Below are 26,781 nucleotides of genomic sequence, written 5' to 3' on the forward strand. Positions count from 1 at the left end.
CTTGAAACCCACTTGTAACTTGGCAAGACAGCCGTGACGCCCTACAAGTTGGCCCGGTATTTCTGCCTCTAAAATCTGGTTTCAGCGGCCCTCTTCGTTGGGCCGATTTTTATTTCAGGAGTTCACGCATGTCCGCTTTCATTGAAGCCGCCTCACCGCACACCATGAACACCTATGGCCGACTGCCGATCGCACTCAGCCATGGCCAAGGTTGCCGAGTCTGGGACGTCAATGGCAAGTCTTATCTGGACGCGCTGGCCGGTATCGCTGTGAACACCTTGGGCCACAACCACCCCGACTTGGTGCCTGCGCTGCAAGACCAGATCGGCAAGATGATCCACAGCTGCAACTACTTCCACGTGCCCAACGCCGAAGTGCTGGCGGCCAAATTGGTCGAGTTGTCGGGCATGACCAATGTGTTTTTCTGCTGCACGGGGCTAGAAGCCAACGAAGCGGCGATCAAACTCGCGCGCAAATTCGGTCACGACAAGGGCATCGACAAGCCCGAAATCGTGGTGTACGAAAAAGCCTTTCACGGCCGCAGCATTGCCACCCTGAGCGCCACAGCGAATGAAAAGCTCAAAACCGGCTTTGGCCCGATGCTCGAAGGCTTTGTGCGCGTGCCAGTCAACGACATCGAAGCCCTGAAAAAAGCCACCGAAGGCAATCCGAACGTGGTGGCGGTGTTCATGGAGACCATTCAAGGCGAAGGCGGCGTCAACCCCATGCGTGCCGAATACCTGCAACAAGTGCGCGCTTTGTGTGACCAGAACGACTGGTTGATGATGATCGACGAAGTGCAATGCGGCATGGGCCGCACCGGCAAGTGGTTTGCCCACCAGTGGGCTGGCATCGTGCCCGACGTGATGCCGCTGGCCAAAGGCCTGGGCTCGGGTGTGCCGATTGGCGCGGTGGTCGCTGGCCCCAAAGCCGCCCACATCTTCCAACCCGGCAACCACGGCACCACCTTTGGCGGCAACCCACTGGCCATGCGCGCCGGGGTCGAAACCATCCGCATCATGGAAAAAGACGGCTTGATGGCCAACGCCGCGCGGGTCGGTGCGCATTTGCGCAGCGCCCTTGAAACCGCTCTGGCTGGTGTTCAAGGCATTAAAGAAATTCGTGGCCAAGGCCTGATGTTGGGCATTGAGCTCGACCGCCCCTGCGGCCCCGTCTGGAGCCGTGCTGCCGAAGCCGGACTGCTGCTGAGCGTGACCGCTGACAGCGTGATTCGCTTGGTGCCGCCCCTGATCATGACCGAGGCCGAGGCCGACGAAGTGGTGGCCATTTTGGTGCCCTTGATCAAAACCTTTTTAACGGAGTCCGCATGAGCCTCGCCCAAGCTGTGCCGGTTCGGCACTACCTGCAGTTCACCGACCTGAGTGCGGATGACTACGCGCACCTGTTTGCCCGTGCCGCCGAGATCAAACGCAAGTTCAAGGCCTACGAAAAATACCACCCACTGGCCGACCGCACGCTGGCCATGATTTTCGAAAAAGCCAGCACCCGCACCCGCGTGAGTTTTGAAGCCGGGATGTACCAACTGGGCGGCTCGGTGGTGCATCTGACCACGGGCGACAGCCAACTGGGCCGCTCAGAGCCCATCGAAGACAGCGCCCGCGTCATCAGCCGCATGACCGACTTGGTGATGATTCGCACCTATGGCCAAGACAAGATCGAGCGCTTTGCCTCGCACTCGCGCGTGCCCGTGATCAACGGCCTGACCAATGAATTTCACCCCTGCCAAATCTTGGCTGACCTGTTCACTTTGTTGGAGCACCGGGGCTTGGACGCCCAAGGCAAGCCTGATCCGGCCTACCTCAAAGGCAAGGTCGTGGCCTGGGTGGGCGACGGCAACAACATGGCCAACACCTGGTTGCAGGCGGCCGAGTTGCTCGGTTTCACGGTGCACCTGAGCACGCCCAGTGGCTACGAAGTGGACCAAGCTGTGGCCGGTTTGCGAAGTGCTGACAGCTACAAAATCTTCAAAGACCCCGAAGATGCCTGCCGGGGTGCCGATCTGGTCACCACCGATGTGTGGACCAGCATGGGCTACGAAGCCGAAAACGAAGCCCGCAAAAAAGCGTTTGCCGATTGGTGTGTGGACGAAGCCATGATGCAAGTGGCCAAGCCCGATGCCCTGTTCATGCACTGCCTGCCTGCCCACCGCGGTGAAGAAGTCAGCGCCGAAGTCATCGACGGCCCGCAATCGGTCGTGTGGGACGAAGCCGAAAACCGCATGCATGTGCAAAAAGCGCTGATGGAGTTTTTGTTGCTGGGCCGCGTGACTGCCTGATCGGTCACCACAGACTCCCTTTTGTCTGTCACCCCGGACTTGATCCGGGGTCCACACCCTCTTTACGTCATGTCCCACTGCACCACCTGCGGCGCTTGCTGCGTGAGCTTTCGCGTGGATTTCTCGGTCTTCGAATACGAAGAAGGCGGTGGCGATGTGCCCGCAGGCCTGGCCTCCCCCCTCACCGAACACACCTGCCGCATGCGCGGCACCGACCACAGCCCGCCGCGCTGCGCGGCGCTGTATGGCAAAACCGGCGAAAAAGCCGTTTGCGGCATCTACGAATGGCGCCCCTCGCCATGCCGCGAATTCGAAGAAGGCAGCCCCGCTTGCGAACACGCGCGACGCCGTCATGGCTTGCCCCCACTGCCGCTCTGAATTCTTTTTTGACGGGTGTTGGAAATAACCGACACCATGGTTTTTTCTCAGGTGCTACCTTCGCTCACCATGAAAAAACTTTGGGACATTTCCCCCCCGGTGGATGCCAGCAGCCCGGTCTTTCCGGGCGACACACCCTACACCCAGCAATGGGCGGCCACGCTGTCTGAGACCTGCCCAGTCAACGTGAGCGGCATCACTTTGTCGCCGCACGTGGGCGCGCACGCCGATGCCCCACTGCATTACGACGCACAAGGTGCCGCCGTGGGCGTGCTTGATCTGAGCCCATTTTTGGGGCACTGCCGTGTCATCCATGCACTGGCGGCAGGCCCACTGGTCACGATCGCGCACCTGCAACACGCGCTGGCCGATGTGCCGCCACGGGTGCTGGTGCGCACCTGCCCACAATTTCCGCTGACGCAGTTTGATCCCCAACTGAGCGCCTTTCACCCCGACACCGTGCAGCACTTGGCCGACCTGGGTGTGCAACTGATCGGCATCGACAGCGCCAGCATCGACCCCGCCGACAGCAAGCCGCTGCCCAGCCACCAAGTCATTCGCCAACGCGGTCTGCGCGTGCTGGAGAACCTGCTGCTGGACGATGTGCCCGAAGGCGATTACGAGTTGATCGCCCTGCCCTTGAAACTGATGACCGCCGACGCCAGCCCGGTGCGCGCGGTTTTGCGCGAACTTTGAAGCCTTTTTGAAAGCCCCCTCATGATGAACCTCACCCCCACCTTGCAAGACTGCGAACTGCTGGACCAGCAAGACCCATTGCGCAGCCTGCGCGACCAATTCGATTTACCGACTGGCGTGATTTACCTCGACGGCAATTCGCTGGGCGTGATGCCCAAAACCGCCCCAGCCCGTGTGGCCCACGCCGTCACCCAAGAATGGGGACAAGACCTGATCCAAAGCTGGAACAGCGCAGGCTGGTTCAACTTGCCCCAGCGCGTGGGCGACAAAATCGCCCGTGTCATTGGTGCTCAAGCGGGCGAAGTGGTGGCCGCTGACAGCACCTCCATCAACCTGTTCAAAGTGCTGGCTGCCGCGCTGCACATGGCCCAAGCCGACCATCCCCACAAAACCAAAATCGTCAGCGAACGCAGCAACTTCCCGACCGACCTCTACATCGCCGAAGCCCTCTGCCGAGAGCGCGGCTTCACTTTGCAGTTGATCGATGCGCAAGACATTCCTGCCGCTTTGCAAGCCGACGTGGCGGTGCTGATGCTCACGCACGTCAACTACCGCACCGGGGCCATGCACGAAATGCAAGCCGTGACGGCGCAAGCCCATGCACAAGGCATTTTGACGGTCTGGGACTTGGCCCACAGTGCCGGTGCCGTACCGGTGGACCTGAATGGCTCGGGCGCCGACTTTGCCGTCGGTTGCGGCTACAAATACCTCAACGGTGGCCCCGGTGCACCGGCCTTTGTATGGGTCCATCCGCAACACACCGACCGCTTCTGGCAGCCACTGGCTGGCTGGTGGGGCCATGCTGCGCCATTTGCGTTCACACCCGACTACCAACCCGCCAAGGGCATCACGCGTTACCAGTGCGGCACACAGCCCATCTTGAGCTTGTCCGCGCTGGACTGTGGTCTGGACACGATGCTGGCCGCTGAACCGCTGGGTGGCATGGCGGCCTTGCGCCAAAAGTCGCTGGCATTGACGGGCTTGTTCATGCAGTTGGTGCGCACGCGCTTGCATGGCCACGGCTTTGGCATCGCCACCCCCACACAAGAAGCCCTGCGCGGCTCGCAAGTGAGCCTGACCCGCGCCGAAGGCGCTTACGCCATCGTGCAAGCCCTGATCGCGCGCGGCGTGATCGGCGACTTCCGGGCCGGTGATGGCGGCCAACACGCAGATATTTTGCGCTTTGGCTTCACGCCCTTGTACATCGGATTTGCCGATGTGTGGAACGCTGCCGAACAGCTGTGCCAAGTCATGGCCAGCGGCGAATGGCAAGACGCCCGCTTTGCCCAAAAACACGCTGTCACCTGAAAGCCCGACCATGAGCGCCTGTCCATTCCACGCCAGCGACGGCAATGCGGCCCCTGTCAGCGGCAATCCCCCTGCAGGCACCGCCGCAGGCGAGCGCATCGTGCACGAAGAAAAAGCGCAACTCGACTTCGATGGCCGCATGAGCTACGGCGACTACCTGCAGCTTGACGCCATCTTGAACGCGCAAACACCGCTCTCGCCCGACCACAACGAGATGCTGTTCATCGTGCAGCACCAAACCAGCGAACTGTGGATGAAGCTGATGCTGCACGAGTTGCACGCGGCTGTGGCCAGCATCGCGACAGACCAACTGCCCGATGCGTTCAAGAAGCTGGCACGGGTCAGCAAGATCATGGAGCAGCTCGTGCACGCATGGGACGTGCTGGCCACCATGACACCGCCCGAATACAGCGCCATTCGGCCTTACCTACTGCAGTCCAGCGGTTTCCAAAGTTGGCAATACCGCTGTGTCGAATTCGCCATGGGCAACAAAAACGCGGCCATGCTGCAACCGCACGCGCACCGCCCTGACCTGTCTGCCATTGTGCAAGCGGCCTACGAAGCGCCTTCGCTGTATGACGAATGTTTGCGCCTGTTGAAGCGGCGCGGTCTGGCTGTGCCCGACAGCCACACTCAGCGCGATTGGCGCCAGCCCTATCTGGCCAGCGAGGGCGTAGAAAGCGCTTGGCTGCAGGTCTACCGTGACCCCCAACAGCACTGGGACTTGTACCAACTGGGCGAAGAGCTGACCGACCTGGAAGACGCTTTTCGTTTGTGGCGCTTTCGCCATGTGACCACCGTGGAACGCGTGATCGGTTTCAAGCGCGGCACAGGGGGCACCGGCGGCGTGAGCTACCTGCGCAAAATGCTCGATGTGGTGCTCTTCCCCGAAATCTGGACGCTGCGCACGCAGCTGTGAAGTGGCACGGCCTGCGCGCATCAACCGGCGACAAACAAGTGCGTTCATTTGCACTAATATGCCGACTCGCACCACTGGAGAGACGCTGTGCAACTGAACATCAACGGCGAAAGCCGCACCAGCCAAGCCGAGCCCGGCATGCCCTTGTTGTGGGTGCTGCGCGATGAACTGAACCTCACGGGCACCAAGTTCGGCTGCGGCATCGCCGCCTGCGGGGCCTGCACCGTGCATGTCGACGGACAGGCCGTGCGCTCGTGCGTCACGCCAGCATCTGCGGTCGCGCACCAACGCATCCGCACCATTGAATCTTTGGGCAGCCCTGAAAAACCCCACCCACTGCAAGCGGCCTGGATCGCAGAACAAGTGCCGCAATGCGGCTATTGCCAAAGCGGCATGTTGATGGCCGCCGCCGCCTTGCTGGACAAAACACCCCAGCCCAGCGACGCCCAGATTGACGCGGCCATGACCAATTTGTGCCGCTGCGGCACGTACCAACGCGTGCGTGCGGCCATTCACCGCGCGGCAAAAACCATGCAGTCGCCAAACGCCCAGAAAGGCGGTGCCGCATGAAACGCCGCACCTGGATCTTGAGCGCCTTGGGCGCGACCGGGGCTTTGGTGGTGGGCTGGGGCGCGATGCCTGCACGCTCGCGCTTGGGTTCCCCCGATTTGATGCTGCCCAGTCAAGGCGATGTGGCCCTGAACGGCTGGATCAAGATCGCTGCAGACGGCGGCGTCATCTTGGCCATGCCCCGCAGCGAAATGGGCCAAGGCGTGCACACCGCGCTGGCCATGCTGGTGGCCGAAGAGCTCGATGTGCCGCTGAGCCGCGTGCGCTTGGAACAAGCTGGCTCGGACAGCATTTACGGCAACGTGGCCATGCTGGTGGCCAGCCTGCCTTTTCACCCGCTGGACAGCGAAGGCGAACACAAACCCGTCAAAATCAAAATGGGGGAATGGCTGGTGGGCAAGATCGCCCGCGAGTTGGGCATCAACGCCACGGGGGGCTCGTCCAGCATCGCTGACCTGTGGGCGCCTTTGCGCATGGCAGCTGCCACAGCGCGGGCCAGCCTGGTGCAAACAGCGGCACTGGCCTGGCAAGTGTCTGCCAGCGACATCACCATCGCCGACGGCCTGATGAAGCATGCTTCGGGCAAGTCCGCACACTTCGGCGACATGGCCGCAGCTGCTGCGGGTGCCACGCCCCAAGGCATCAGCACCAAACCACGTGCGCAGTGGAAGCTCATTGGCCAAGCCGCGCCCCGCACCGACATTCCTGCCAAAGTGACAGGCGAGGCCCGTTTTGGGGCCGATGTGCGCCTGCCGGGCATGCTGTTTGCTGCCGTGCAAATGTGCCCCATGCTGGGTGGGTCAGCCGCGTCCATGGACAGCCAAGCGGCATTGGCACTGCCCGGTGTGTCCAAGGTGGTTCCGCTCGACGCCTGGGGTGGCGGCACCGCCGGTCTGGCCGTGGTGGGCCTCACCACTTGGCATGCGTTGCAAGGCGCACAAGCAGTCAAAGTGCAGTGGCAGCCCCCCGCAGCTGGCGCTGCAGACACCACCCGCATCCAAGCCGATTTGCTCAAGGCCTTGAACACCGAAAGCGGCTTCACCTTCCATGAACAAGGCGTGCCCACCCAGGCCGAAAAAGCCGCGGCCAGCCGCATCGATGCCCTGTACCAAGCGCCCTATTTGGCCCACGCCACCATGGAGCCCATGAACTGCACCGCGCAGGTCAAAGACGGGCGGGTCGAGATTTGGGTGCCCACCCAAGTGCCCCAAATGGCCCGCGCCATGGCGGCCAAAGTGGCGGGCGTCAAAGAAGAGCAAGTCACTGTGCATGTGACTTTGTTGGGCGGCGGTTTTGGCCGCAGGCTCGAAGTCGATTTTGTGGGCCAAGCCGTGCAAGTGGCCATGGCCTGCAACGGCGTCCCTGTGCAGCTGAGCTGGTCGCGCGAAGAAGACATGGCGCACGACTTTTACCGCCCCATGCACCTGGCCAAGTTCCAGGCCTCGCTTGATCCCCAAGGCACGGTCACCAGCCTGCGCATCAAATCGGCGGGTGACGCCATCACCCCGCGCTGGATGGCGCGTGCAGCGCCCCACCTGTCTGGCCCCATCGACATGCCCGACAAAACCGCATCGGAAGGCCTGTTTGACCTGCCCTACGGCTTTGCCAGCCAACACATGAGCCATGTGGCCACCCGGTCAGGCGTACCGGTCGGTTTTTGGCGCTCGGTCGGCCATTCGCACAACGCTTTTTTCTCCGAAAGCTTCATCGACGAACTGGCCCTTGCCAGCCGACAAGACCCTCTGGCTTTTCGCCTGCACTGGCTCAAAGAAGCGCCGCGCTATGCCGCCGTGCTCCAGTTGGCCGCTGACAAAGCGGGCTGGGGCAAAGCCTTGCCTGCGGGCCATGCACAGGGCCTGGCCTTGCACGAGTCGTTTGGCTCCATCACCGCGCAAGTGGCCGAAGTGTCGCTCGACCACGGCCAGATCCGCGTGCACCGTGTGGTCTGCGCCATCGACTGCGGCACCGTGGTCAACCCGGACACCGTGGCCCAGCAGGTCGAAAGCAGCGTGCTGTATGGCCTGAGTGCCGCCCTGTTTGGCAAGATCGACATCGTGGGCGGGGTGGTCCAACAAAGCAACTTTCCGGCTTACCCGCTGGTCACCTTGGCGCAGGCACCGCAGGTGGACACCCACATCGTACCCAGCACCCGAGCGCCCGCAGGGGTGGGCGAACCGGCAGTGCCGCCCGTGGCCCCGGCTGTGGGCAATGCCCTGTTTGCGCTCACGGGCAAACGGCTGCGGGCTTTGCCTTTGGTGGTTTAAGGGGACCAACGCAGGCGCTTCGAGGACCGCGTTACAAGATACCGCTGTACAGCCAAGGCAGATCCATCAAGCGTTCGCCCCCCAAGCGCAGGCCCCAGTTGCGGCCCAAGGCCAATGCGCCTTGGGCGTGAAAAATCTGGCCATTGCGGATGGCGCGTGCCTGCACACGGGCGTTGCGCGCCCAGCGCTGCTCGGCATAGGACTGCAAACGGTCGGGCACGCGGCCCCCACCGTGGGCCAAGCACTGCGCCAGCACCTGCGCGTCTTCAATCGCCATGCCCGCGCCTTGCGCCAAAAAGGGCCGCATCGGGTGTGCGGCATCACCCAGCAAGGCCACCAGTCCTTGGGCCATTTCATGCGCGCAAGCCAAGGGAGCGCGGTCGTGAAGCGCCCATTGCCGCCAGGCCGAAACCGAGGCCAGACGTTCCTGCAAATCTCGTCCCACTGCACCCGACACGGCGCCCATCGCTTGCATCAGCGCTTGGGAGTGGCCTGCTGCGTCCCAAGCCTCGGCGTGCGCGGGTTTGTCGCCGTGCACGATGGCCACCAAATTCAACCATTCGCCGCTGCGCACCGGGTAATGCACCACATGCAGGCGCGGCCCCATCCAGACCGTGACTTCATGGGTGCGTAAATGCACGGGCAAATCGGCTTGCGCCACCAAGGCCCGGTACGCCAGCTGCCCCGTGAAGCGGGCAGGCGCATCGCCCAGCAGTTGCTGGCGCACCGCGCTCCACACACCATCGGCACCGATCAAGGCATCGGCCTGCCAGTGCTGCCCCTGTGCGCTGTGCACATCCAGCCCTTGGGCACCGGCTTGCCAGCCCTGCACCGTTTGCCCCAGTTGCACATCCACATCTGCGGCCTTGACTGCAACCTGCAACAGGCCCTGCAAGTCGGCCCGGTGGATGGTGGCGTATGGCGCGCCGTAAAGTGCCTGAGCCCGCTCGCCCAAACGCAAGCTGCCCAGCACCCGCCCTGTTTGGGCATCGCGGGCTTGCAAAAGCTTGGGAAACGCTGCCACTTGCGCCAAGGCATCGCCCAAACCCCAGGCCTGCAAAATGCGCGTCACGTTCGGCCCCATCTGGATGCCAGCGCCCACCTCGCTCAGCTGCGTTGCCCGCTCCAGCAGCTGAACCGGCACGCCCTGCCGCGCACAGGCCACGGCAGCAGCCAAGCCACCAATGCCGCCGCCTGCGACCAACACCTGTTTAAGCCCACCTTTTGCCATGCTTCTTGTCATACATCAATTGTGCACGGTGCCGTACTGCACCCAAAGATTGGACAATTGAAAACCATGACGATGCTCAAATCTCCTGAACTTTTATTGCCTGCTGGCTCGCTCGACAAAATGCGGGCCGCTTACGACTTTGGCGCCGACGCGATTTATGCGGGCCAGCCGCGCTACAGCCTGCGGGCACGCAACAACGAATTCAAGCTGGAGCAAATCGGCATCGGCATTGCCGAAGCCCATGCGCGTGGGAAAAAGTTTTTTGTCACCAGCAACTTGCTGCCGCACAACGACAAAGTGCGCACCTACCTGCGCGACATCGAGCCAGTGATCGCCATGCAGCCGGACGCCCTGATCATGGCCGACCCTGGCCTGATCATGATGGTGCGCGAGAAATGGCCCGAGATGCCCATCCATCTTTCGGTGCAGGCCAACACCGTCAACTGGGCGGCGGTGAAGTTTTGGCAAAAAATGGGCGTGGCCCGCATCATTTTGAGCCGCGAACTGAGCCTGGACGAAGTCGAAAAAATCCGCCAAGAATGCGCCGACATGGAGCTCGAAGTTTTTGTGCACGGCGCGCTGTGCATCGCCTACTCGGGCCGCTGCCTGCTGTCGGGCTACTTCAACCGGCGCGACCCCAACCAGGGCACTTGCACCAACGCCTGCCGCTGGAGCTATGGCACACAAGAAGCCACCGACGAGACCGATTCGGGCGAGGTCAAACCGACCCGTATGGACGGCGACTTCAGCTTCGAGCAAGAGCAAGAAGCCGCCGAGAAAAACTTCTCAGCCTGCGGCGACGGCCAGCGCCACCCTGCTGCCGACAAGGTCTACCTGATTGAAGAGGCCGGTCGCCCCGGCCAGCTCATGCCCATCATGGAAGACGAGCACGGCACCTACATCATGAACAGCAAAGACCTGCGCGCGGTCGAGCTGATTGAGCGGCTGGTCAAGATCGGCGTGGACTCGCTCAAGATCGAAGGCCGCACCAAGAGCCTGTATTACGTCAGCCGCACCGCGCAGGTGTACCGCCGCGCCATCGACGACGCCGTGGCGGGCCGGCCCTTCAACCCCGAGCTCATCAGCGAACTCGACGGGCTGGCCTCACGCGGCTACACCTCGGGCTTTTTAGAGCGCCGCCCCGCGCAGGACTATCAAAACTACGAAACCGGCCACTCGGTCGGCCACCGCAGCCAGTTTGTGGGCGAGGTGCGCGGCGTGCAAGGCGACTGGGCCGAGGTGGAAACCAAGAACAAGTTTTCGGTGGGCGACACGATTGAAATCATTCACCCCAGCGGCAACCGCAAGGTGCAACTCAAGGCCATGAAGAACGTCAAAGGAGAAGCCATTGAGGTGGCCCCCGGCAGCCCACTCAGGGTGTGGATTCCGATGCAGGGCCCGGCTGATGGCGCACTGATCGCTCGGATGTTTTGACCATTCTGGTCGGACCGCAAAACCCGTCTTACAGCGTTCGCCAAAAGAAAAGCCCCGCACAGTTTGCACTGGCGGGGCTTTTTCATTCTGACCTCAAAGCATTGAGATCACAACCGGACTCAGGCGGTCACGCCCTTGGCGTTTTCCACGTACTCTTCGATCTGGTTGAAGTTCAGGTACTTGTAAATGGCAGCACCGTCTTTGTTCACCACGCCCATGGCTTCATGGTATTCGGCCACCGTTGGGAACTTGCCCATCTTCGAGGTGATGGCCGCCAACTCAGCAGAGGCCAAGTACACGTTGGTGTTCTTGCCCAAACGGTTGGGGAAGTTGCGTGTGGAAGTGGACACCACCGTCGCGCCTTCGCGCACTTGTGCTTGGTTGCCCATGCACAAAGAGCAGCCTGGCATTTCGGTGCGCGCACCGGCGGTGCCAAATGCGGCGTAGTGGCCTTCTTTGATCAACTCGCTTTCGTCCATCTTGGTTGGGGGTGCCACCCACAGCTTGACGGGAATGTCACGTTGACCGCCGAGCAGTGTGGCGGCTGCACGGAAGTGGCCAATGTTGGTCATGCAAGAACCGATGAAGGCTTCGTCGATCTTGGTGCCAGACACTTCAGACAAGAACTTGGCGTCGTCCGGATCGTTCGGGCAGCAAACGATAGGCTCTTTGATGTCGGCCAAATCGATTTCAATGACGTGCGCGTATTCTGCGTTTTTGTCGGCTTCGAGCAATTCGGGTGCGGCCAACCAGGCTTCGACTTTCTCGATGCGGCGGGCCAAAGTGCGTGCATCGGCGTAGCCGTCGGCGATCATGTTCTTCATCAGAACCACGTTGGACTTCAGGTACTCGGCCACAGGCTCTTTGTTGAGCTTGATTGAGCAACCGGCGGCAGAACGCTCGGCAGACGCGTCAGACAATTCAAACGCTTGCTCAACCTTGAGGTTGGGCAGGCCTTCGATTTCCAGGATACGGCCTGAGAATTCGTTGATCTTGCCGGCCTTGGCCACAGTCAACAAACCTTGCTTGATCGCGTACAAAGGAATGGCATGAACCAAGTCGCGCAAGGTCACGCCGGGTTGCATTTCACCTTTGAAGCGAACCAGGATGGACTCGGGCATGTCCAAAGGCATCACGCCGGTGGCTGCACCGAAGGCCACCAAGCCCGAACCGGCGGGGAAGCTGATACCGATGGGGAAACGGGTGTGCGAGTCGCCGCCGGTGCCGACGGTGTCAGGCAACAACAAACGGTTCAACCAGGAGTGAATCACGCCGTCACCGGGACGCAGGGACACGCCGCCGCGGTTGCTGATGAACGCAGGCAGTTCGCGGTGCGTTTTCACGTCAACAGACTTGGGGTAGGCCGCTGTGTGGCAGAACGATTGCATGACCATGTCGGCCGAGAAGCCCAGGCAAGCCAGGTCTTTCAACTCGTCGCGGGTCATGGGGCCTGTGGTGTCTTGCGAACCCACAGTGGTCATTTTGGGTTCGCAGTAAGTGCCAGGGCGAACGCCTTGGCCTTCTGGCAAACCAACGGCACGGCCCACCATTTTTTGCGCCAATGTGAAACCGGCTTGGGTACTGATCGGCGCAGTCGGCAAACGGAACACAGTGGAGACGGGCAAGCCCAAGAACTCGCGCGCCTTAGCGGTCAAGCTGCGGCCAATGATCAGGTTGATACGGCCACCAGCGCGCACTTCGTCAAACAGCACATCGCTCTTGAGCTGGAATGTGGTCACGGTTTCACCGTTGCGCACGATCTTGCCTTCGTAGGGCAATACATCGACCACGTCACCCATGTTGAGTGCGGTCACGTCCACTTCGATCGGCAGCGCGCCCGAATCTTCTTGCGTGTTGAAGAAGATAGGGGCAATCTTGCCGCCCAAAGTGACACCACCGAAACGCTTGTTGGGCACAAACGGAATGTCTTCACCAAAGCCCCAGATGATGCTGTTGGTGGCCGACTTGCGTGAAGAGCCAGTGCCGACCACGTCGCCGACATAAGACACCAAGTTGCCTTTTTTCTTCAGCTCTTCAATCATGGCCATGGGGCCGCGCTTGCCGTCTTCTTCGGGCTTGAACGCTGCACCTTCGCGGGTGTTCTTCAACATCGCCAAGTAGTGCAATGGGATGTCTGGACGGCTCCAGGCGTCAGGCGCTGGAGACAAGTCGTCGGTGTTGGTTTCGCCAGGCACCTTGAACACGGTGATGGTGATTTTTTTCTCGACTTCAGGGCGTGTGGTGAACCACTCGGCATCGGCCCAGCTTTGCATGACTTCTTTGGCTTTGGCGTTGCCGGCCTTGGCTTTTTCAGCGACGTCGTTGAAAAAGTCAAACATCAACAAAGTTTTCTTCAAGGCTTGCGCGGCCACGGCGGCCACTTCTGCGTCGTCGAGCAATTCGATCAGGGGGTGCACGTTATAGCCACCCACCATGGTGCCGAGCAACTCGGCGGCCTTGGATTTGGAGATCAAAGCAACTTGGATCTCGCCGTGCGCCACAGCGGCCAAAAAGGACGCCTTGACTTTGGCGGCATCGTCCACGCCCGGTGGCACGCGGTGCGTCAGCAAGTCCATCAAGAACGCTTCTTCGCCTGCGGCGGGTGCTTTGATCAGTTCGATCAATTCAGCCGTTTGCTTGGCGTCCAAAGGCAGTGGCGGGATACCCAGCGCTGCGCGCTCGGTCACATGGTCACGGTAGGCTTTCAACATGGTTTTTTCTCCTGTCAGTCAAGGTTTCAAGATTTATCGCCCCATGCCTGTCGTATCGATCAGGCTGGGCGGGGGATTGGTTTTCATGGTTTCGGCAAAGGCCACTTGCTCGGGGTTCGCACACTCATCGGCCAAGCGACGGCCTTTGGTCTGGTCCATGAGCATGGATTTATTGGCCAGTTGCAGCCAAACTGCACCGGCTTTTTTGTCTTCAAGGCGGATGGCCCCGGAACTGGTACGTACCGGTTGCATGTGATAGCGAAAACCTTTGCCCAGTACATGGAAGTAGCCGGGCTTGGCGGCATCGGCTTCGAGCCGGACGCTGGCCCCCAGTTCGCAGGGCATCACACCTTGATGGATGCGCTCGGCAATTGCCAACTCTTCAAGGTTCAGGTCGGTTTGCGCACCTGGGCGAACTGACGGTGCCAACGCAGAAACCGCTGGCACTGGGGGCAAGGACGCCGCCTTACGCTCTGGTGTACGAAGGCTGGTGGCCGCGTCTGAAATCGCTTGGGCTTGCAAAGCGGCTGTGGCTTCGGCGGCCAAGCGGGCCTGCGCTGCGGTGGTGGCGCGGGTGCTGGCCGATGCTGTGCGCGCCTTTGCAACGGGATGTGCGGCCTGTTTTTTGACCACGGCGGTCTCGGCCAGGCAAACGCCAGACCAGACCACAAAAGCAAACAAGAAGGTTTTGAACATGAGCAGCACTTTCATCGAATAGCCCATCATCGCCTGCCTGTCACGGCAAAAAATGCCTGGATGGCCCCTAGCAAGGGGCGACCGGTTTGGTGTGCGCGCTCCAGCAGTTGCCAGAAAAACCGGTAGCTGGCCCGGTCGTGCAATTGCCCGGCGTGGCTAATGGGGGCCCATTGGGCGGCCTGTGCGGCCAAAATGATCTCGCTGGCTTGGTCGATTTGCGCTTCGCTGGGGGCCATGGCCTCCAAGATCGGGCGAATCTGATCAGGATGGATGCTCCACATACGGGTGTAACCCAGCTCTTGCGCCGCTTTTTGGGCCGCCATGCGAACAGCATCGGCGTTTTTGAATTCAGTGACCACGCAGTGCGAAGGCACCTTGCCGTGCGCGTGGCAGGCGCTGGCGATCTCGAGCTTGGCGCGCAGCACCAAGGGGTGGGTGAACTGGCCTTGGATACCCATGCCATCGGCGGGAATCGCGCCGCCATGGGCGGAGACAAAATCCATCAGGCCAAAGCTGATCGACTGCACGCGGGGATGGGCAGCGATGTCAAAAGCGCGGTGCACGGCGGCGGGCGACTCGATCAGCACGTGCAAAGGCAAGTCTGCGGCACCCGCGTTGATCAGGGCAGCTTGGGCACGATCGACGTCGGCCACGGATTCGACCTTGGGCACCATGATGTGCGTCAAAACCCGCCCCGCGCGACCTGCAACGTGGGCCATGTCGGCGTCAAAACTGGGGTGATCGACAGGATGAACGCGCACAGCAATGCGCGCATCCGGTGTGGCAGCGGTCGTGGCGAGCGCCATTTCTGTGACCAGTGCCGCGTGTTCGGCTTCGCCACCGATGGGCGCACCGTCTTCGCAATCGAGGGTGACATCAAAGACGCAAGTGCCGAATTCTTGGGTCATTTCAGCCTGCAATTGCAGGCTTTTGCGCATCCGCGCCTCCACTCCGCTGTAATGGTCACACACCGGCAGCTGAACGCTACCGGCTTGCGCCCCCAGCAAAATATCGCGCGGATGGGTCACTCTGCTTCTCTGCTGAGAATCAGATCAAGTGAGCAACGCCAGCTTGCTCGTCGGTCAACTCTTTCAGAGTCTTGTCAATGCAACCTTGGCTGAACGCGTCGATTTCCAGACCTTCAACCACGGTGTATTGGCCGTTTTCGCAAGTGACAGGGAAGCCGAACATGACATCTTTGGGGATGCCGTACCAGCCTTGCGATGGGATGCCCATGGTGACCCACTTGCCGTTGGTGCCCAAAGCCCAATCGCGCATGTGGTCGATGGCCGCGTTGGCAGCTGAGGCTGCCGAAGACAGGCCACGCGCTTCGATGATGGCCGCGCCACGCTTGCCGACGGTGGGCAAGAACACGTTGGCGTTCCATTCCTGGTCGTTGATCATGGTCTTGACCGACTCGCCCTTGATGGTGGCGAAGCGGTAATCAGCGTACATGGTGGGCGAGTGGTTGCCCCACACGCACAATTTTTCGATATCGGCCACGGCTTTGCCGGTCTTGGCAGCGATTTGCGAAGCAGCGCGGTTGTGGTCCAAACGCAGCATGGCAGTGAAGTTGCCTGGCTTCAGATCAGGAGCGGCCTTCATGGCGATGTAAGCGTTGGTGTTGGCGGGGTTGCCCACGACCAGCACTTTCACATCACGCGAAGCCACGGCGTTCAGAGCCTTGCCCTGTGCAGTGAAGATGGCGCCGTTAATGGCGAGCAACTCGGCACGCTCCATGCCTGGACCGCGTGGGCGCGAGCCGACCAACAAAGCATAGTCGACGTCTTTGAAAGCCGTCATCGGGTCGCCATGGGCTTCCATGCCCACCAACAAGGGGAATGCGCAGTCTTCCAATTCCATCATCACGCCGCGCAGGGCTTTTTGGGGGCCTTCGACGGGCACTTCCAGCAACTGCAGGATGACGGGCTGGTCTTTGCCCAGCATTTCGCCAGAGGCGATGCGGAACAACAATGCGTAACCGATTTGACCTGCTGCGCCGGTAACGGCAACGCGGACGGGCTTTTTGCTCATGGTGGAAACTCCAGAAGTGTTGAAAACAAGGGTCGCAGCCCTGGCCGACAACTTTTGTCAGCAGGTCTGTCCGGCGCACCGGACCCGCGCATCAATCCCGACCAAGTTGAGATGACCGCAAGCAAACAGCTGGGGAGTGTACCCGCGAAAACCCTGATTCGTCAATTTGTCTTATGTCTTATATAAGATATGATGTCGCTCCTGACGTGCAACTGACCTGCACGCCAAATTCAAGCCCCATGAACAACACATCCCCATCGGCAGACAGCAGCTTTTCAGACGCCGAATCTTCGGCGCTGACACCCGCGTTCAGCCCGCTATACCAGCAAATCAAGGGATTGATCCTGCAAAACCTGCAGTCTGGCGAGTGGAAACCCGGCGAGTCGATTCCCAGTGAGATGGAATTGGCTGCCCGCTACCGGGTCAGCCAGGGCACTGTCCGCAAAGCCATCGACGAGCTGGCTGGCGACAACCTGCTGGTGCGTCGCCAAGGCAAAGGCACATTTGTCGCCACGCATGCCGAGCACCATGTTCAATACCGTTTTCTCAAATTGGTTCCGGACAGCGGCAATCTCGACGCCGAAGGCCCGGCCCAACGTGAAATCGTCGATTGCAAGCGCTTACGCGCCACGGCCGACATCGCTCGCGCACTGGCCCTCAGGGCTGGCGATGCCGTTTTGCAGGTTCGCCGTGTGCTGTCTTTTGCGGGCGTCCCCACCATTCTTGAAGACTTGTGGCTGCCCGGCGGCCCCTTCAAAGGCCTGACAGCCGAGCGCCTGGCCGAATACCACGGCCCCATGTACGCCCTGTTTGAAACCGAATTTGGCGTGCGCATGGTCCGTGCCGATGAAAAAATTCGCGCCGTGCTGCCCGACGAAGCCCAAAGCCAATTGCTGCAGATTGCCTCAGGAACCCCTTTGCTGAGCGTCGAACGCATTGCTTATACCTACAACGACACCCCCATGGAGCTGCGGCGCGGCTTTTACCGCACCGAAAGCCACCACTACCGAAATGCCTTGAGCTGACCCACCCGGCTTGATTGAAAAAATCTCCCAGTGCACCTCGTGTGCAATGCTCATGTCAGTTTGTTGCGTTGCAATAGAATCCACCGGTTTGTCACCCAAATTACGAACGCGTTACACCCAGAAAGTACCCACATGACTGAACTCGCTCGAAAGCGGCCTGAATTCCGCAACATCAACGCCCTGAAAGACCTCCCGTCTTACCGCCTCCCAGTCGCTGGCATTGTGTCCATCCTGCACCGCATCAGCGGTTTCCTGATGTTTTTGTTGATGCCACTCATCATCTGGATGTTTGACAGTTCCATCACGTCAGAGATTTCTTTCGCGAAACTCTCAGCCGCTTTCAATATCGGCATCGGCTTTGTGCCGGGCTGGTTCATGAAACTGGTGGCTTTGGCCTTGATCTGGGCCTATTTGCACCACTTCATCGCCGGTTTGCGCCACCTGTACATGGACGTGTGCCATGCCGTGACCAAAGAATTCGGCAAATCTTCGGCCATCGTCACTTTGACTCTCAGCATCGGCCTGACCGCTGTGCTGGGTGCCAAGATGTTTGGCCTGTACTGATCAGCCCCACAGAACAACAAAAGGAAACTGACCTATGTCGTCCGTCAACTACGGCTCCAAACGCATCGTCACTGGTGCAGGCTACGGCTTTCGTGACTGGCTCGCACAACGCGTGACCGGCACCCTGATGGCCCTTTTCACCGTGATCTTGTTGGCCCAGGTGATCTTCACCTCCGGCCCTATCGGCTACGAAGAATGGGCCGGCATCTTTGCCTCCCAATGGATGAAGGTCCTGACCTTCTGCGTCATCCTTTCTTTGCTGTACCACGTCTGGGTGGGCATGCGCGACATCTGGATGGACTATGTAAAACCCCTGGCTGTGCGCTTGGTTTTGCACGTTTTCACACTGGTCTGGCTGATCGGCTGTGCCGGTTGGGCCGTGCAAGCCCTCTGGCGTCTGTGATCGCCCGCGATTGAGCTGAACTCATAACAAGATTGAGAAACCATGAGCTATACCAAAGATCAAATCACCACCCGCAAGTTTGACGTCGTGATCATCGGCGCCGGCGGTTCGGGAATGCGTGCCTCGCTGCAACTGGCCCGCGCTGGCCTGAACGTGGCCGTGCTGTCCAAAGTGTTCCCCACCCGTTCGCACACTGTGGCGGCCCAAGGCGGCATCGGTGCATCGCTGGGCAATATGTCCGACGACAACTGGCACTACCACTTCTACGACACCATCAAGGGCTCCGACTGGCTCGGCGACCAAGATGCCATCGAATTCATGTGCCGCGAAGCACCCAAGGTCGTCTATGACCTGGAGCACATGGGCATGCCTTTTGACCGCAACCCGGACGGCACTATTTACCAGCGCCCCTTTGGTGGCCACACCGCCAACTACGGCGAAAAGCCCGTGCAACGCGCTTGCGCTGCCGCTGACCGCACCGGTCACGCCATGCTGCACACCCTGTACCAGCAAAACGTCGCAGCCAAAACCAGCTTCTTCGTGGAGTGGATGGCCCTTGACCTGATCCGTGACGCCGAAGGCGACGTGGTCGGCGTGACCGCACTCGAAATGGAAACCGGTGACCTGCACGTCTTGCACGCCAAAACCGTGCTGATGGCCACGGGTGGCGCAGGCCGCATTTATGCCGCATCGACCAACGCCTTCATCAACACTGGCGACGGTTTGGGCATGGCGGCTCGCGCAGGCATTCCACTCGAAGACATGGAGTTCTGGCAATTCCACCCCACCGGCGTGGCCGGTGCTGGCGTGTTGTTGACCGAAGGCTGCCGCGGCGAAGGCGCGATCTTGCTCAACAGCAATGGCGAACGCTTCATGGAGCGCTATGCGCCCACCCTGAAAGATCTGGCCCCACGCGACTTCGTGTCCCGCTGCATGGACCAAGAGATCAAGGAAGGCCGTGGCTGCGGTCCGAACAAAGACCACGTGTTGCTCAAGTTGGATCACCTGGGCGCCGACACCATCCACAAACGCCTGCCCTCGGTGTACGAAATCGGCGTCAACTTCGCCAACGTCGACATCACCAAAGAGCCGATCCCCGTTGTGCCGACCATTCACTACCAAATGGGCGGTATCCCGACCAACATCAACGGTCAAGTGGTCACACAAAACGCCACCGACAACAACGCGGTCGTCAACGGCTTGTACGCTGTGGGCGAATGCTCTTGCGTGTCGGTGCACGGCGCCAACCGCCTGGGCACCAACTCGCTGCTCGACTTGCTGGTGTTTGGCCGCGCTGCAGGCAACCACATTGTCGACTTCGCCTCCAAGACCAAATCGCACAAGCCATTGCCGGCCGATGCCACCGACCTCACACTGGAACGCCTGAACAAACTCGAAGGCCGTGGCGGCGAATACGCCCAGGACGTGGCCAACGACATGCGTGCAGTCATGCAGCAACACGCTGGCGTGTTCCGCACACAAGCCAGCATGGACGAAGGCGTGCAAAAGATCGCCGCCATCCGCGAGCGTGTCAATGCGATCGGCCTGAAAGACACTTCCAAAGTGTTCAACACCGCCCGCATCGAAGCGCTGGAAGTGGAAAACCTGATCGAAAGCGCACAGGCCACCATGGTCTCGGCTGCAGCACGCCGCGAATGCCGTGGCGCCCACACCGTAAGCGACTACGAGCGTGCAGTGGACGATCCAATCGCACCATTGGGTCGTGATGATGCCAACTGGATGAAACACACCCTGTGGCACAGCGAATCGAACAGCCTGACTTACAAGCCTGTGAAACTCAAACCCCTGACCGTGGACTCTGTGCCACCCAAGGTTCGCACGTTCTAAAGATTGTCTGGACCGCTCGCCCAAGGCCAGCGGTCCACCACCAGAATCCAACAGGAGTTCTTCCATGACCCTACGCACTTTTCAGATCTACCGCTACGACCCCGATAAGGACGCCAAGCCTTACATGCAAACCATCCAGGTCGAACTGGACGGCAACGAACGCATGTTGCTGGACGCCCTGATGAAACTCAAGGCAGTTGACCCCACCATTTCGTTCCGCCGCTCTTGCCGCGAAGGCGTGTGCGGTTCGGACGCGATGAACATCAACGGCAAAAACGGTCTGGCTTGCCTGACCAACATGAACACCCTGCCCGGTACCATCGTGTTGAAGCCGCTGCCAGGTCTGCCCGTGATTCGCGACGTGATCGTGGACATGACCCAGTTCTTCAAGCAGTACCACTCGATCAAGCCTTACTTGATCAACAGCAATATCCCACCCGAAACCGAGCGCCTGCAAAGCCCGGAAGAGCGTGATGAGCTCAACGGTCTGTACGAATGCATCTTGTGCGCCAGCTGCTCGACCAGCTGCCCCAGCTTCTGGTGGAACCCCGACAAGTTCGTGGGCCCAGCCGGTCTGCTGCAAGCCTACCGCTTCATTGCCGACAGCCGCGACGAAGCCACCGCCGAGCGCTTGGACAACCTGGAAGACCCTTACCGTCTGTTCCGCTGCCACACCATCATGAACTGCGTCGATGTCTGCCCCAAGGGTCTGAACCCCACCAAGGCGATTGGCAAGATCAAAGAGATGATGGTTCGCCGCGCTGTCTGATGACCGTCACCCCTATCCTGGAAGACGCGTCTCTGGTCGGCGCTGACCGCCTCGCTCCTTTGAGCGAGCGGTCGCTGAGCAAGCTGCGTTGGCGCAGCCGTCGCGGATTGCTCGAAAACGATTTGTTCATCGAGCGCTTCTTCAACCGGCATGCAGCTTGCTTGACGGTTGGTCAGGCCCGGGGCATGTACGTGCTGATGGACCTGTCAGACAACGATCTCATGGACTTGCTGTTGCGCCGCAAGGCACTGCAGCCCGAGATCAGCACCGAAGAGGTGCGTGAAGTCCTGGACATGCTGAGAGCGTGAACCCGAAATGGTTCACACCTGGAAATTTAGAGGAAACCCACCATGAAACTCGCTGATAACAAAGCCACCCTGTCGTTCTCCAATGGCAGCCCCAGCATCGACATGCCCGTTTACTCGGGCAACATCGGTCCTGACGTGATCGACATCCGCAAGCTGTACGCACAAAGCGGCATGTTCACCTACGATCCTGGCTTCTTGTCGACGGCATCTTGCCAATCGGCGATCACCTACATTGATGGTGACAAAGGTGAGCTGCTGTACCGTGGCTACCCCATCGAACAACTGGCCAACAAAGCCGACTACCTGGACACCTGCTACTTGTTGCTGAACGGCGAATTGCCTGTCGGTCAGCAAAGCAAGGACTTCCACAAGCTGGTGAACAACCACACCATGGTGAACGAGCAGATGCAGTTTTTCCTGCGCGGCTTCCGTCGTGATGCTCACCCCATGGCCGTGTTGACCGGTCTGGTGGGCGCTTTGTCGGCCTTCTACCATGACAGCACCGACATCAACAACCCAGAACACCGCCACATCGCCGCGATCCGCTTGATCGCCAAGATGCCTACGCTGGTGTCCATGGCCTACAAATATGGCGTCGGTCAGCCTTTCATGTACCCCCGCAACGACCTGTCTTACGCAGGCAACTTCCTGCGCATGATGTTTGGCACTCCTTGCGAAGAGTACAAGGTCAACCCCGTGCTCGAACGCGCCATGGACCGCATCTTCACCCTGCACGCAGACCACGAGCAAAACGCCTCGACATCGACCGTGCGCCTGTGCGGCTCGTCCGGCACCAATCCGTTTGCAGCCATTGCAGCGGGCGTAGCCTGCCTGTGGGGCCCAGCACACGGCGGCGCCAACGAGGCTTGCCTGAACATGCTGGAAGACATTCAGAAAATGGGCGGCGTCTCCAAGGTCGGTGAATTCATGAACCAGGTGAAAGACAAGAACTCCGGCGTCAAGCTGATGGGCTTCGGTCACCGCGTGTATAAAAACTACGACCCACGCGCCAAGTTGATGCAAGAAACTTGCGACGAAGTGCTGAAAGAACTGGGCCTGGAAAACGACCCCCTGTTCAAGTTGGCCAAAGAGTTGGAAAAAATCGCTCTGGAAGACGAATACTTCGTCAGCCGCAAGCTCTACCCCAACGTGGACTTCTACTCCGGCATCGTGCAACGCGCCATCGGCATTCCTGTGAACCTGTTCACCGGCATCTTCGCCTTGGCCCGCACCGTCGGCTGGATCGCCCAACTGAACGAAATGATCAGCGACCCCGAGTACAAAATCGGCCGCCCACGTCAGTTGTTCACCGGCTCACCACGCCGCGACGTGCAGCGTTGATCGGTTTTTAACCGAAGCCCAAAGCCCGCCTTGTGCGGGCTTTTTTTATGATCACTGCGCTCACATGGAACGCGCTAGGTTGGCGGATTTAGCCCCCGGCACGGTGCCATTGACCCGCTGTCGGGACTGAAGCCACCGACCTACAAATCACCACAACTTGAGGGGACGGGTCCGGGGCCTGACTGGCCGATTTGCTGGCGCGAAGCGACTAATGAGGCCTGCCAGACCCCGGATTCGGCCACTCAAGTCCACGCAAGGGTGACACTTCTTCTGTCGGTTTCCACAAACCATGGCTCAGCATCAGCCAACGCGACAAAGAAGTCATGCGAACCGCATAAAATGGCAGGCTGCACAGCAAGGAAGCTCCATGGCACGCACGCTCTACGACAAGATCTGGGACGAACACGTCGTCCACACCGAAGAAGACGGCACCTCCGTCCTCTACATTGACCGTCATTTGGTACACGAAGTCACCAGCCCGCAAGCCTTCGAAGGCATTCGCCAAGCGGGCCGCAAAGTCTGGCGCGTCAGCTCCATCGTGGCCACCGCCGACCACAACACCCCCACCACCGGTTGGGAGATGGGCTACGACGGCATCACAGACCCCATCAGCAAAGAACAAATCACCACGCTCGACGCGAACATGAAGGAATACGGCTCGGCAGCCTTTTTCCCCTTCCTGTCCAAACGCCAGGGCATCGTGCACGTCATTGGCCCGGAAAACGGTGCCACCCTGCCCGGCATGACCGTGGTCTGCGGTGACTCGCACACCTCCACCCACGGTGCATTTGGTGCACTGGCCCACGGCATCGGCACCTCTGAGGTCGAGCACGTCATGGCCACGCAGACCCTGCTGGCCAAAAAAGCCAAGAACATGCTCATCAAGGTCGAGGGCACATTGGCCAAAGGCGTGACCGGCAAAGACATTGTGTTGGCCATCATCGGCAAGATCGGTACCGCTGGCGGCACCGGCTACACCATCGAATTCGCAGGCTCGGCCATCCGCAGCTTGAGCATGGAAGGCCGCATGACGGTCTGCAACATGGCCATCGAAGGCGGCGCACGCGCTGGTTTGGTGGCGGTGGACGACAAGACCATCGAGTACGTCAAAGGCCGTTTGCTCTCACCAGGCACCGATCCGAAAACGGGCCAGTTCGTCGGTGGTGCGGAGTGGGACCAGGCAGTGACTTATTGGAAAAGCTTGCAATCCGACGCTGGTGCGCACTTTGACGCCGTGGTGGAGCTGGACGCCAGCACCATCGTGCCGCAAGTCACCTGGGGCACCTCGCCCGAGATGGTGCTGGGCATCGACGGCCACACGCCTGACCCGGACAAAGAAAAAGACGATGTCAAGCGCGACGCCATCGAGCGGGCACTGACCTACATGGGCCTGCAGCCCGGTAAGGCGCTGTCCGACATCACCATCGACAAAGTCTTCATCGGCTCTTGTACCAACAGCCGCATCGAAGACATGCGCGAGGCCGCTGCCGTGGTCAAAAAGCTCGGCCAAAAAGTGGCGAAAAACGTCAAACTGGCCATGGTGGTGCCGGGCTCCGGCTTGGTCAAAGTACAAGCTGAGCAAGAAGGCTTGCATGAAATCTTCAAGGCCGCAGGCTTTGAGTGGCGTGAGCCCGGCTGCTCGATGTGCTTAGCCATGAACGCCGACCGCCTGGAGGCAGGCGAGCGCTGCGCCTCTACCAGCAACCGAAACTTCGAAGGCCGTCAAGGCGCTGGGGGTCGCACCCACTTGGTGAGCCCCGCAATGGCTGCTGCTGCGGCTATCCACGGCCACTTTGTCGACATTCGTAAATTCGCCTGAACCCAAGGAGCCTGGTCATGAAAACCCTGATCCGCCTGATCCTGATCGCCTCTGTGCTGAGTCTGGCCGCGTGCAACACCATGCGCGGCATCGGACAAGATATTGAGAAACTGGGCTCCGCCATTGAAGGCGTTGCCAAGAAATAAAGCCATGCAAAAATTCACTCTCCTCAAAGGCCTGGTGGCCCCGATGGACCGCGCCAACGTGGACACCGACGCCATCATTCCCAAGCAATTCCTGAAGTCGATCCGCAAAACCGGCTTTGGCCCTAACCTGTTCGACGAATGGCGCTATCTGGACGTGGGCTACCCCGGCCAGGACCCGGCCAGCCGAAAGCCCAACCCAGACTTCGTGCTGAACCAACCGCGCTACCAAGGTGCCAGCGTTTTGTTGGCCCGCAAAAACTTTGGCTGCGGCTCCTCGCGCGAGCATGCGCCCTGGGCCATTGACCAATACGGTTTTCGCGCCGTGATCGCACCCAGCTTTGCCGACATCTTCTTCAACAACTGCTTCAAAAACGGCCTGCTGCCCATCGTGCTGCCCGAAGCCGTCGTGGCCCAGTTGTTCGACGAAATCGCCGCCTTCCCGGGCTACCAACTCACGGTGGACCTGGAGCGCCAGGTGATCGTCAAGCCCCAAGGCGAAGAAATCCCGTTCGAAGTGCAGGCCTTCCGCAAGTACTGCCTGCTCAACGGCCTGGACGACATTGGCCTGACCCTGCGCCATGCCGACAAGATCAAGGCCTTTGAAGCCGAACGCTTGGCCACCAAGCCCTGGCTGGCGCACACCGCTGTCAACGCATAAAAGTACCCTGGAATACCCATGAAAATCGCAGTCCTCCCCGGTGATGGCATCGGCACCGAAATCGTCGCCGAAGCCGTCAAAGTCCTGAATGTGCTCGACCTGAAGTTCGAGATGGAAACCGCCTTGGTCGGTGGTGCCGCTTACGACGCCTATGGCCACCCCCTGCCCGAAGCCACGCTCAAGCTGGCCATGGACAGTGATGCCGTGCTGTTTGGCGCGGTGGGCGACTGGAAATACGACAAGCTCGAACGGCCTCTGCGCCCCGAGCAAGCCATTTTGGGCTTGCGCAAAAACATGGGCCTGTTTGCCAACTTCCGCCCCGCCATTTGCTACGAGCAATTGGTCGGCGCATCGAGCCTCAAGCCCGAGCTGATTTCGGGTCTGGACATCCTGATCATCCGCGAGCTCACGGGTGACATTTATTTCGGCCAGCCACGCGGTCGCCGCATCGCCACCGACGGCCACTTCCCCGGTGCCGAAGAAGCGTTTGACACCATGCGCTATTCCAAGCCAGAGATCGAGCGCATCGCGCATGTGGCCTTCCAGGCAGCCCGCAAGCGCAAAGCTGCTGGCTTTGAGGGCCGTGTGACCAGCGTCGACAAAGCCAACGTGCTGGAAACCTTCCAGTTCTGGAAAGACGTGGTCACCGAAGTCGGCAAAGAGTACCCCGACATTGCACTCGATCACATGTACGTGGACAACGCCGCCATGCAGCTGGTCAAGGAGCCCAAGCGCTTTGACGTGGTGGTCACGGGCAATATGTTTGGCGACATCCTGAGCGACGAAGCCTCCATGCTCACGGGCTCGATCGGCATGCTGCCTTCGGCCAGCCTGAACACGAAGAACCAAGGCCTGTACGAGCCCAGCCACGGCAGCGCCCCCGACATCGCCGGCAAAGGCATCGCCAACCCACTGGCCACCATTTTGAGTGCGGCCATGATGCTGCGCTTCAGCCTGAACCAAGGTGCAGCGGCCGAACGCATCGAAGCCGCTGTGCAAAAAGTGCTGGCCCAAGGCCTGCGCACCGGCGACATTTACAGCGCTGGCACCACCAAAGTCAGCACCCGTGAAATGGGTGATGCGGTGGTCAAGGCTCTGGGCTGATTGCCCCCATGGATGCTGCCAGTGCAACTGTCAGGAATGACTCAGGCAGCATCCATTACAATTTCGGCCATGTTCCACGCCCGCTTGTTCTCCCTGAACTTCGCTTCTGCCTCTACGGCAGTCGTCGGCGCGCGTGCAACTTCCACAAAAACCACGACCATTAAGGGCTGATCCGGCCTGGTTCGTCGTGCGCCCCCCCGGCCAGACGAGCCGGGCAAACAGTCTGGTCAAACACTGTTTTAAAAACTGAAAGGGCGTT

25 protein-coding genes are annotated in these 26,781 nt (G+C 60.2%); 20 read left to right on the forward strand and 5 right to left on the reverse strand.

Annotated elements, in window-relative coordinates; all coding sequences use genetic code 11:
* Positions 1 to 128 precede the first annotated feature (128 nt).
* The 8 genes from ACZ5RG_RS09430 to ACZ5RG_RS09465 all read left to right on the forward strand — a co-directional run bounded on the left by ACZ5RG_RS09430 (position 129) and on the right by ACZ5RG_RS09465 (position 8,431).
* Positions 129 to 1,331, forward strand: coding sequence for an acetylornithine/succinylornithine family transaminase (locus ACZ5RG_RS09430; RefSeq protein WP_464446909.1), 1,203 nt, complete (start codon positions 129 to 131; stop codon positions 1,329 to 1,331).
* On the forward strand, positions 1,328 to 2,296 hold the full coding sequence (gene argF / locus ACZ5RG_RS09435) for an ornithine carbamoyltransferase (RefSeq protein ID WP_298599940.1): 969 nt from the start codon (positions 1,328 to 1,330) through the stop codon (positions 2,294 to 2,296). Before ACZ5RG_RS09430 ends, argF begins: the two co-directional genes overlap by 4 nt.
* Before the next feature lie 69 nt (positions 2,297 to 2,365).
* The gene (locus ACZ5RG_RS09440) at positions 2,366 to 2,674 is read left to right on the forward strand and encodes a YkgJ family cysteine cluster protein (RefSeq protein WP_298599937.1); all 309 of its coding nucleotides are present in this window, start codon (positions 2,366 to 2,368) and stop codon (positions 2,672 to 2,674) included.
* 69 nt (positions 2,675 to 2,743) lie between these two features.
* Entirely contained in the window at positions 2,744 to 3,370 is a 627-nt protein-coding gene (gene kynB, locus ACZ5RG_RS09445; RefSeq protein WP_312261528.1) for an arylformamidase, read from the forward strand.
* 21 nt (positions 3,371 to 3,391) lie between these two features.
* Positions 3,392 to 4,678, forward strand: a complete 1,287-nt coding sequence (kynU, locus tag ACZ5RG_RS09450; RefSeq protein WP_464446910.1) for a kynureninase — start codon at positions 3,392 to 3,394, stop codon at positions 4,676 to 4,678.
* Positions 4,679 to 4,688: 10 nt separating this feature from the next.
* Positions 4,689 to 5,597 carry a tryptophan 2,3-dioxygenase gene (kynA, locus tag ACZ5RG_RS09455; RefSeq protein ID WP_464446911.1) on the forward strand — a complete coding sequence of 303 codons (909 nt, stop codon included), beginning with the start codon at positions 4,689 to 4,691 and terminating at the stop codon, positions 5,595 to 5,597.
* A gap of 87 nt (positions 5,598 to 5,684) precedes the next feature.
* The gene (locus ACZ5RG_RS09460; protein ID WP_315235752.1) at positions 5,685 to 6,167 is read left to right on the forward strand and encodes a (2Fe-2S)-binding protein; all 483 of its coding nucleotides are present in this window, start codon (positions 5,685 to 5,687) and stop codon (positions 6,165 to 6,167) included.
* Complete coding sequence (locus tag ACZ5RG_RS09465; protein WP_464446912.1) at positions 6,164 to 8,431, forward strand: xanthine dehydrogenase family protein molybdopterin-binding subunit; 2,268 nt, start codon at positions 6,164 to 6,166, stop codon at positions 8,429 to 8,431. The genes ACZ5RG_RS09460 and ACZ5RG_RS09465 overlap by 4 nt, the downstream gene beginning before the upstream one ends.
* 31 nt (positions 8,432 to 8,462) lie before the next feature.
* On the opposite strand, the gene ACZ5RG_RS09470 is transcribed toward ACZ5RG_RS09465, so the two are convergent.
* On the reverse strand, positions 8,463 to 9,662 hold the full coding sequence (locus ACZ5RG_RS09470; RefSeq protein WP_464446913.1) for an FAD-dependent monooxygenase: 1,200 nt from the start codon (positions 9,660 to 9,662) through the stop codon (positions 8,463 to 8,465).
* A 66-nt stretch (positions 9,663 to 9,728) separates the two neighbouring features.
* Here ACZ5RG_RS09470 and trhP point away from each other — a divergent pair, with 66 nt between their 5' ends.
* The gene (gene trhP / locus ACZ5RG_RS09475) at positions 9,729 to 11,096 is read left to right on the forward strand and encodes a prephenate-dependent tRNA uridine(34) hydroxylase TrhP (RefSeq protein ID WP_464446914.1); all 1,368 of its coding nucleotides are present in this window, start codon (positions 9,729 to 9,731) and stop codon (positions 11,094 to 11,096) included.
* A 119-nt stretch (positions 11,097 to 11,215) separates the two neighbouring features.
* Here the strand turns inward: trhP and acnB are convergent, their stop codons facing one another.
* The 4 genes from acnB to ACZ5RG_RS09495 all read right to left on the reverse strand — a co-directional run bounded on the left by acnB (position 11,216) and on the right by ACZ5RG_RS09495 (position 16,537).
* Complete coding sequence (gene acnB, locus ACZ5RG_RS09480; RefSeq protein WP_312261542.1) at positions 11,216 to 13,807, reverse strand: bifunctional aconitate hydratase 2/2-methylisocitrate dehydratase; 2,592 nt, start codon at positions 13,805 to 13,807, stop codon at positions 11,216 to 11,218.
* A gap of 33 nt (positions 13,808 to 13,840) precedes the next feature.
* Positions 13,841 to 14,503, reverse strand: coding sequence for a hypothetical protein (locus tag ACZ5RG_RS09485; RefSeq protein ID WP_464446915.1), 663 nt, complete (start codon positions 14,501 to 14,503; stop codon positions 13,841 to 13,843).
* A gap of 26 nt (positions 14,504 to 14,529) precedes the next feature.
* Positions 14,530 to 15,441 carry an HpcH/HpaI aldolase/citrate lyase family protein gene (locus ACZ5RG_RS09490; RefSeq protein WP_464448194.1) on the reverse strand — a complete coding sequence of 304 codons (912 nt, stop codon included), beginning with the start codon at positions 15,439 to 15,441 and terminating at the stop codon, positions 14,530 to 14,532.
* A 109-nt stretch (positions 15,442 to 15,550) separates the two neighbouring features.
* Positions 15,551 to 16,537 (reverse strand): malate dehydrogenase, encoded by a 987-nt coding sequence (locus ACZ5RG_RS09495; RefSeq protein ID WP_298596166.1) that lies wholly within the window; start codon positions 16,535 to 16,537, stop codon positions 15,551 to 15,553.
* 239 nt (positions 16,538 to 16,776) lie between these two features.
* Here ACZ5RG_RS09495 and ACZ5RG_RS09500 point away from each other — a divergent pair, with 239 nt between their 5' ends.
* The 11 genes from ACZ5RG_RS09500 (at position 16,777) to leuB (ending at position 26,522) form a co-directional block, all read left to right on the forward strand.
* On the forward strand, positions 16,777 to 17,562 hold the full coding sequence (locus tag ACZ5RG_RS09500) for a GntR family transcriptional regulator (RefSeq protein WP_298596164.1): 786 nt from the start codon (positions 16,777 to 16,779) through the stop codon (positions 17,560 to 17,562).
* A gap of 132 nt (positions 17,563 to 17,694) precedes the next feature.
* Positions 17,695 to 18,126, forward strand: coding sequence for a succinate dehydrogenase, cytochrome b556 subunit (gene sdhC, locus ACZ5RG_RS09505; protein WP_312261549.1), 432 nt, complete (start codon positions 17,695 to 17,697; stop codon positions 18,124 to 18,126).
* Positions 18,127 to 18,160: 34 nt separating this feature from the next.
* Positions 18,161 to 18,529 (forward strand): succinate dehydrogenase, hydrophobic membrane anchor protein, encoded by a 369-nt coding sequence (gene sdhD, locus ACZ5RG_RS09510; RefSeq protein ID WP_019430414.1) that lies wholly within the window; start codon positions 18,161 to 18,163, stop codon positions 18,527 to 18,529.
* A gap of 42 nt (positions 18,530 to 18,571) precedes the next feature.
* Positions 18,572 to 20,377: a succinate dehydrogenase flavoprotein subunit gene (sdhA, locus tag ACZ5RG_RS09515; RefSeq protein WP_019430415.1), complete on the forward strand. Its 1,806-nt coding sequence runs from the start codon at positions 18,572 to 18,574 to the stop codon at positions 20,375 to 20,377.
* A 64-nt stretch (positions 20,378 to 20,441) separates the two neighbouring features.
* Entirely contained in the window at positions 20,442 to 21,146 is a 705-nt protein-coding gene (locus tag ACZ5RG_RS09520) for a succinate dehydrogenase iron-sulfur subunit (protein ID WP_019430416.1), read from the forward strand.
* The gene (locus ACZ5RG_RS09525) at positions 21,146 to 21,454 is read left to right on the forward strand and encodes an FAD assembly factor SdhE (RefSeq protein WP_019430417.1); all 309 of its coding nucleotides are present in this window, start codon (positions 21,146 to 21,148) and stop codon (positions 21,452 to 21,454) included. The genes ACZ5RG_RS09520 and ACZ5RG_RS09525 overlap by 1 nt, the downstream gene beginning before the upstream one ends.
* Before the next feature lie 42 nt (positions 21,455 to 21,496).
* Positions 21,497 to 22,795 (forward strand): citrate synthase, encoded by a 1,299-nt coding sequence (gene gltA, locus ACZ5RG_RS09530; RefSeq protein WP_019430418.1) that lies wholly within the window; start codon positions 21,497 to 21,499, stop codon positions 22,793 to 22,795.
* A 367-nt stretch (positions 22,796 to 23,162) separates the two neighbouring features.
* Positions 23,163 to 24,614 carry a 3-isopropylmalate dehydratase large subunit gene (leuC, locus tag ACZ5RG_RS09535; RefSeq protein ID WP_464446916.1) on the forward strand — a complete coding sequence of 484 codons (1,452 nt, stop codon included), beginning with the start codon at positions 23,163 to 23,165 and terminating at the stop codon, positions 24,612 to 24,614.
* A 17-nt stretch (positions 24,615 to 24,631) separates the two neighbouring features.
* Positions 24,632 to 24,760, forward strand: coding sequence for an entericidin A/B family lipoprotein (locus ACZ5RG_RS09540; RefSeq protein WP_464446917.1), 129 nt, complete (start codon positions 24,632 to 24,634; stop codon positions 24,758 to 24,760).
* Positions 24,761 to 24,764: 4 nt separating this feature from the next.
* Positions 24,765 to 25,418, forward strand: coding sequence for a 3-isopropylmalate dehydratase small subunit (gene leuD, locus ACZ5RG_RS09545; RefSeq protein ID WP_019430421.1), 654 nt, complete (start codon positions 24,765 to 24,767; stop codon positions 25,416 to 25,418).
* An 18-nt stretch (positions 25,419 to 25,436) separates the two neighbouring features.
* Positions 25,437 to 26,522 carry a 3-isopropylmalate dehydrogenase gene (gene leuB / locus ACZ5RG_RS09550; protein WP_464446918.1) on the forward strand — a complete coding sequence of 362 codons (1,086 nt, stop codon included), beginning with the start codon at positions 25,437 to 25,439 and terminating at the stop codon, positions 26,520 to 26,522.
* Positions 26,523 to 26,781: the final 259 nt, after the last annotated feature.

The sequence above is a fragment of the Limnohabitans sp. TEGF005 genome, assembly GCF_055394835.1.

Bases quoted from the DNA above. Each gene is read 5' to 3' on its own strand.
- ACZ5RG_RS09490 (WP_464448194.1), bottom strand. From the start codon at position 15,441: ATGCGCAAAAGCCTGCAATTGCAGGCTGAAATGACCCAAGAATTCGGC.
- leuC (WP_464446916.1), top strand. From the start codon at position 23,163: ATGGCACGCACGCTCTACGACAAGATCTGGGACGAACACGTCGTCCAC.
- sdhC (WP_312261549.1), top strand. From the start codon at position 17,695: ATGACTGAACTCGCTCGAAAGCGGCCTGAATTCCGCAACATCAACGCC.
- acnB (WP_312261542.1), bottom strand. From the start codon at position 13,807: ATGTTGAAAGCCTACCGTGACCATGTGACCGAGCGCGCAGCGCTGGGT.
- leuD (WP_019430421.1), top strand. From the start codon at position 24,765: ATGCAAAAATTCACTCTCCTCAAAGGCCTGGTGGCCCCGATGGACCGC.
- kynA (WP_464446911.1), top strand. From the start codon at position 4,689: ATGAGCGCCTGTCCATTCCACGCCAGCGACGGCAATGCGGCCCCTGTC.
- ACZ5RG_RS09500 (WP_298596164.1), top strand. From the start codon at position 16,777: ATGAACAACACATCCCCATCGGCAGACAGCAGCTTTTCAGACGCCGAA.
- ACZ5RG_RS09525 (WP_019430417.1), top strand. From the start codon at position 21,146: ATGACCGTCACCCCTATCCTGGAAGACGCGTCTCTGGTCGGCGCTGAC.
- ACZ5RG_RS09540 (WP_464446917.1), top strand. From the start codon at position 24,632: ATGAAAACCCTGATCCGCCTGATCCTGATCGCCTCTGTGCTGAGTCTG.
- gltA (WP_019430418.1), top strand. From the start codon at position 21,497: ATGAAACTCGCTGATAACAAAGCCACCCTGTCGTTCTCCAATGGCAGC.
- sdhA (WP_019430415.1), top strand. From the start codon at position 18,572: ATGAGCTATACCAAAGATCAAATCACCACCCGCAAGTTTGACGTCGTG.
- ACZ5RG_RS09465 (WP_464446912.1), top strand. From the start codon at position 6,164: ATGAAACGCCGCACCTGGATCTTGAGCGCCTTGGGCGCGACCGGGGCT.
- leuB (WP_464446918.1), top strand. From the start codon at position 25,437: ATGAAAATCGCAGTCCTCCCCGGTGATGGCATCGGCACCGAAATCGTC.
- ACZ5RG_RS09440 (WP_298599937.1), top strand. From the start codon at position 2,366: ATGTCCCACTGCACCACCTGCGGCGCTTGCTGCGTGAGCTTTCGCGTG.
- ACZ5RG_RS09470 (WP_464446913.1), bottom strand. From the start codon at position 9,662: ATGGCAAAAGGTGGGCTTAAACAGGTGTTGGTCGCAGGCGGCGGCATT.
- kynB (WP_312261528.1), top strand. From the start codon at position 2,744: ATGAAAAAACTTTGGGACATTTCCCCCCCGGTGGATGCCAGCAGCCCG.
- ACZ5RG_RS09430 (WP_464446909.1), top strand. From the start codon at position 129: ATGTCCGCTTTCATTGAAGCCGCCTCACCGCACACCATGAACACCTAT.
- trhP (WP_464446914.1), top strand. From the start codon at position 9,729: ATGACGATGCTCAAATCTCCTGAACTTTTATTGCCTGCTGGCTCGCTC.
- sdhD (WP_019430414.1), top strand. From the start codon at position 18,161: ATGTCGTCCGTCAACTACGGCTCCAAACGCATCGTCACTGGTGCAGGC.
- argF (WP_298599940.1), top strand. From the start codon at position 1,328: ATGAGCCTCGCCCAAGCTGTGCCGGTTCGGCACTACCTGCAGTTCACC.
- ACZ5RG_RS09495 (WP_298596166.1), bottom strand. From the start codon at position 16,537: ATGAGCAAAAAGCCCGTCCGCGTTGCCGTTACCGGCGCAGCAGGTCAA.
- ACZ5RG_RS09485 (WP_464446915.1), bottom strand. From the start codon at position 14,503: ATGTTCAAAACCTTCTTGTTTGCTTTTGTGGTCTGGTCTGGCGTTTGC.
- ACZ5RG_RS09520 (WP_019430416.1), top strand. From the start codon at position 20,442: ATGACCCTACGCACTTTTCAGATCTACCGCTACGACCCCGATAAGGAC.
- kynU (WP_464446910.1), top strand. From the start codon at position 3,392: ATGATGAACCTCACCCCCACCTTGCAAGACTGCGAACTGCTGGACCAG.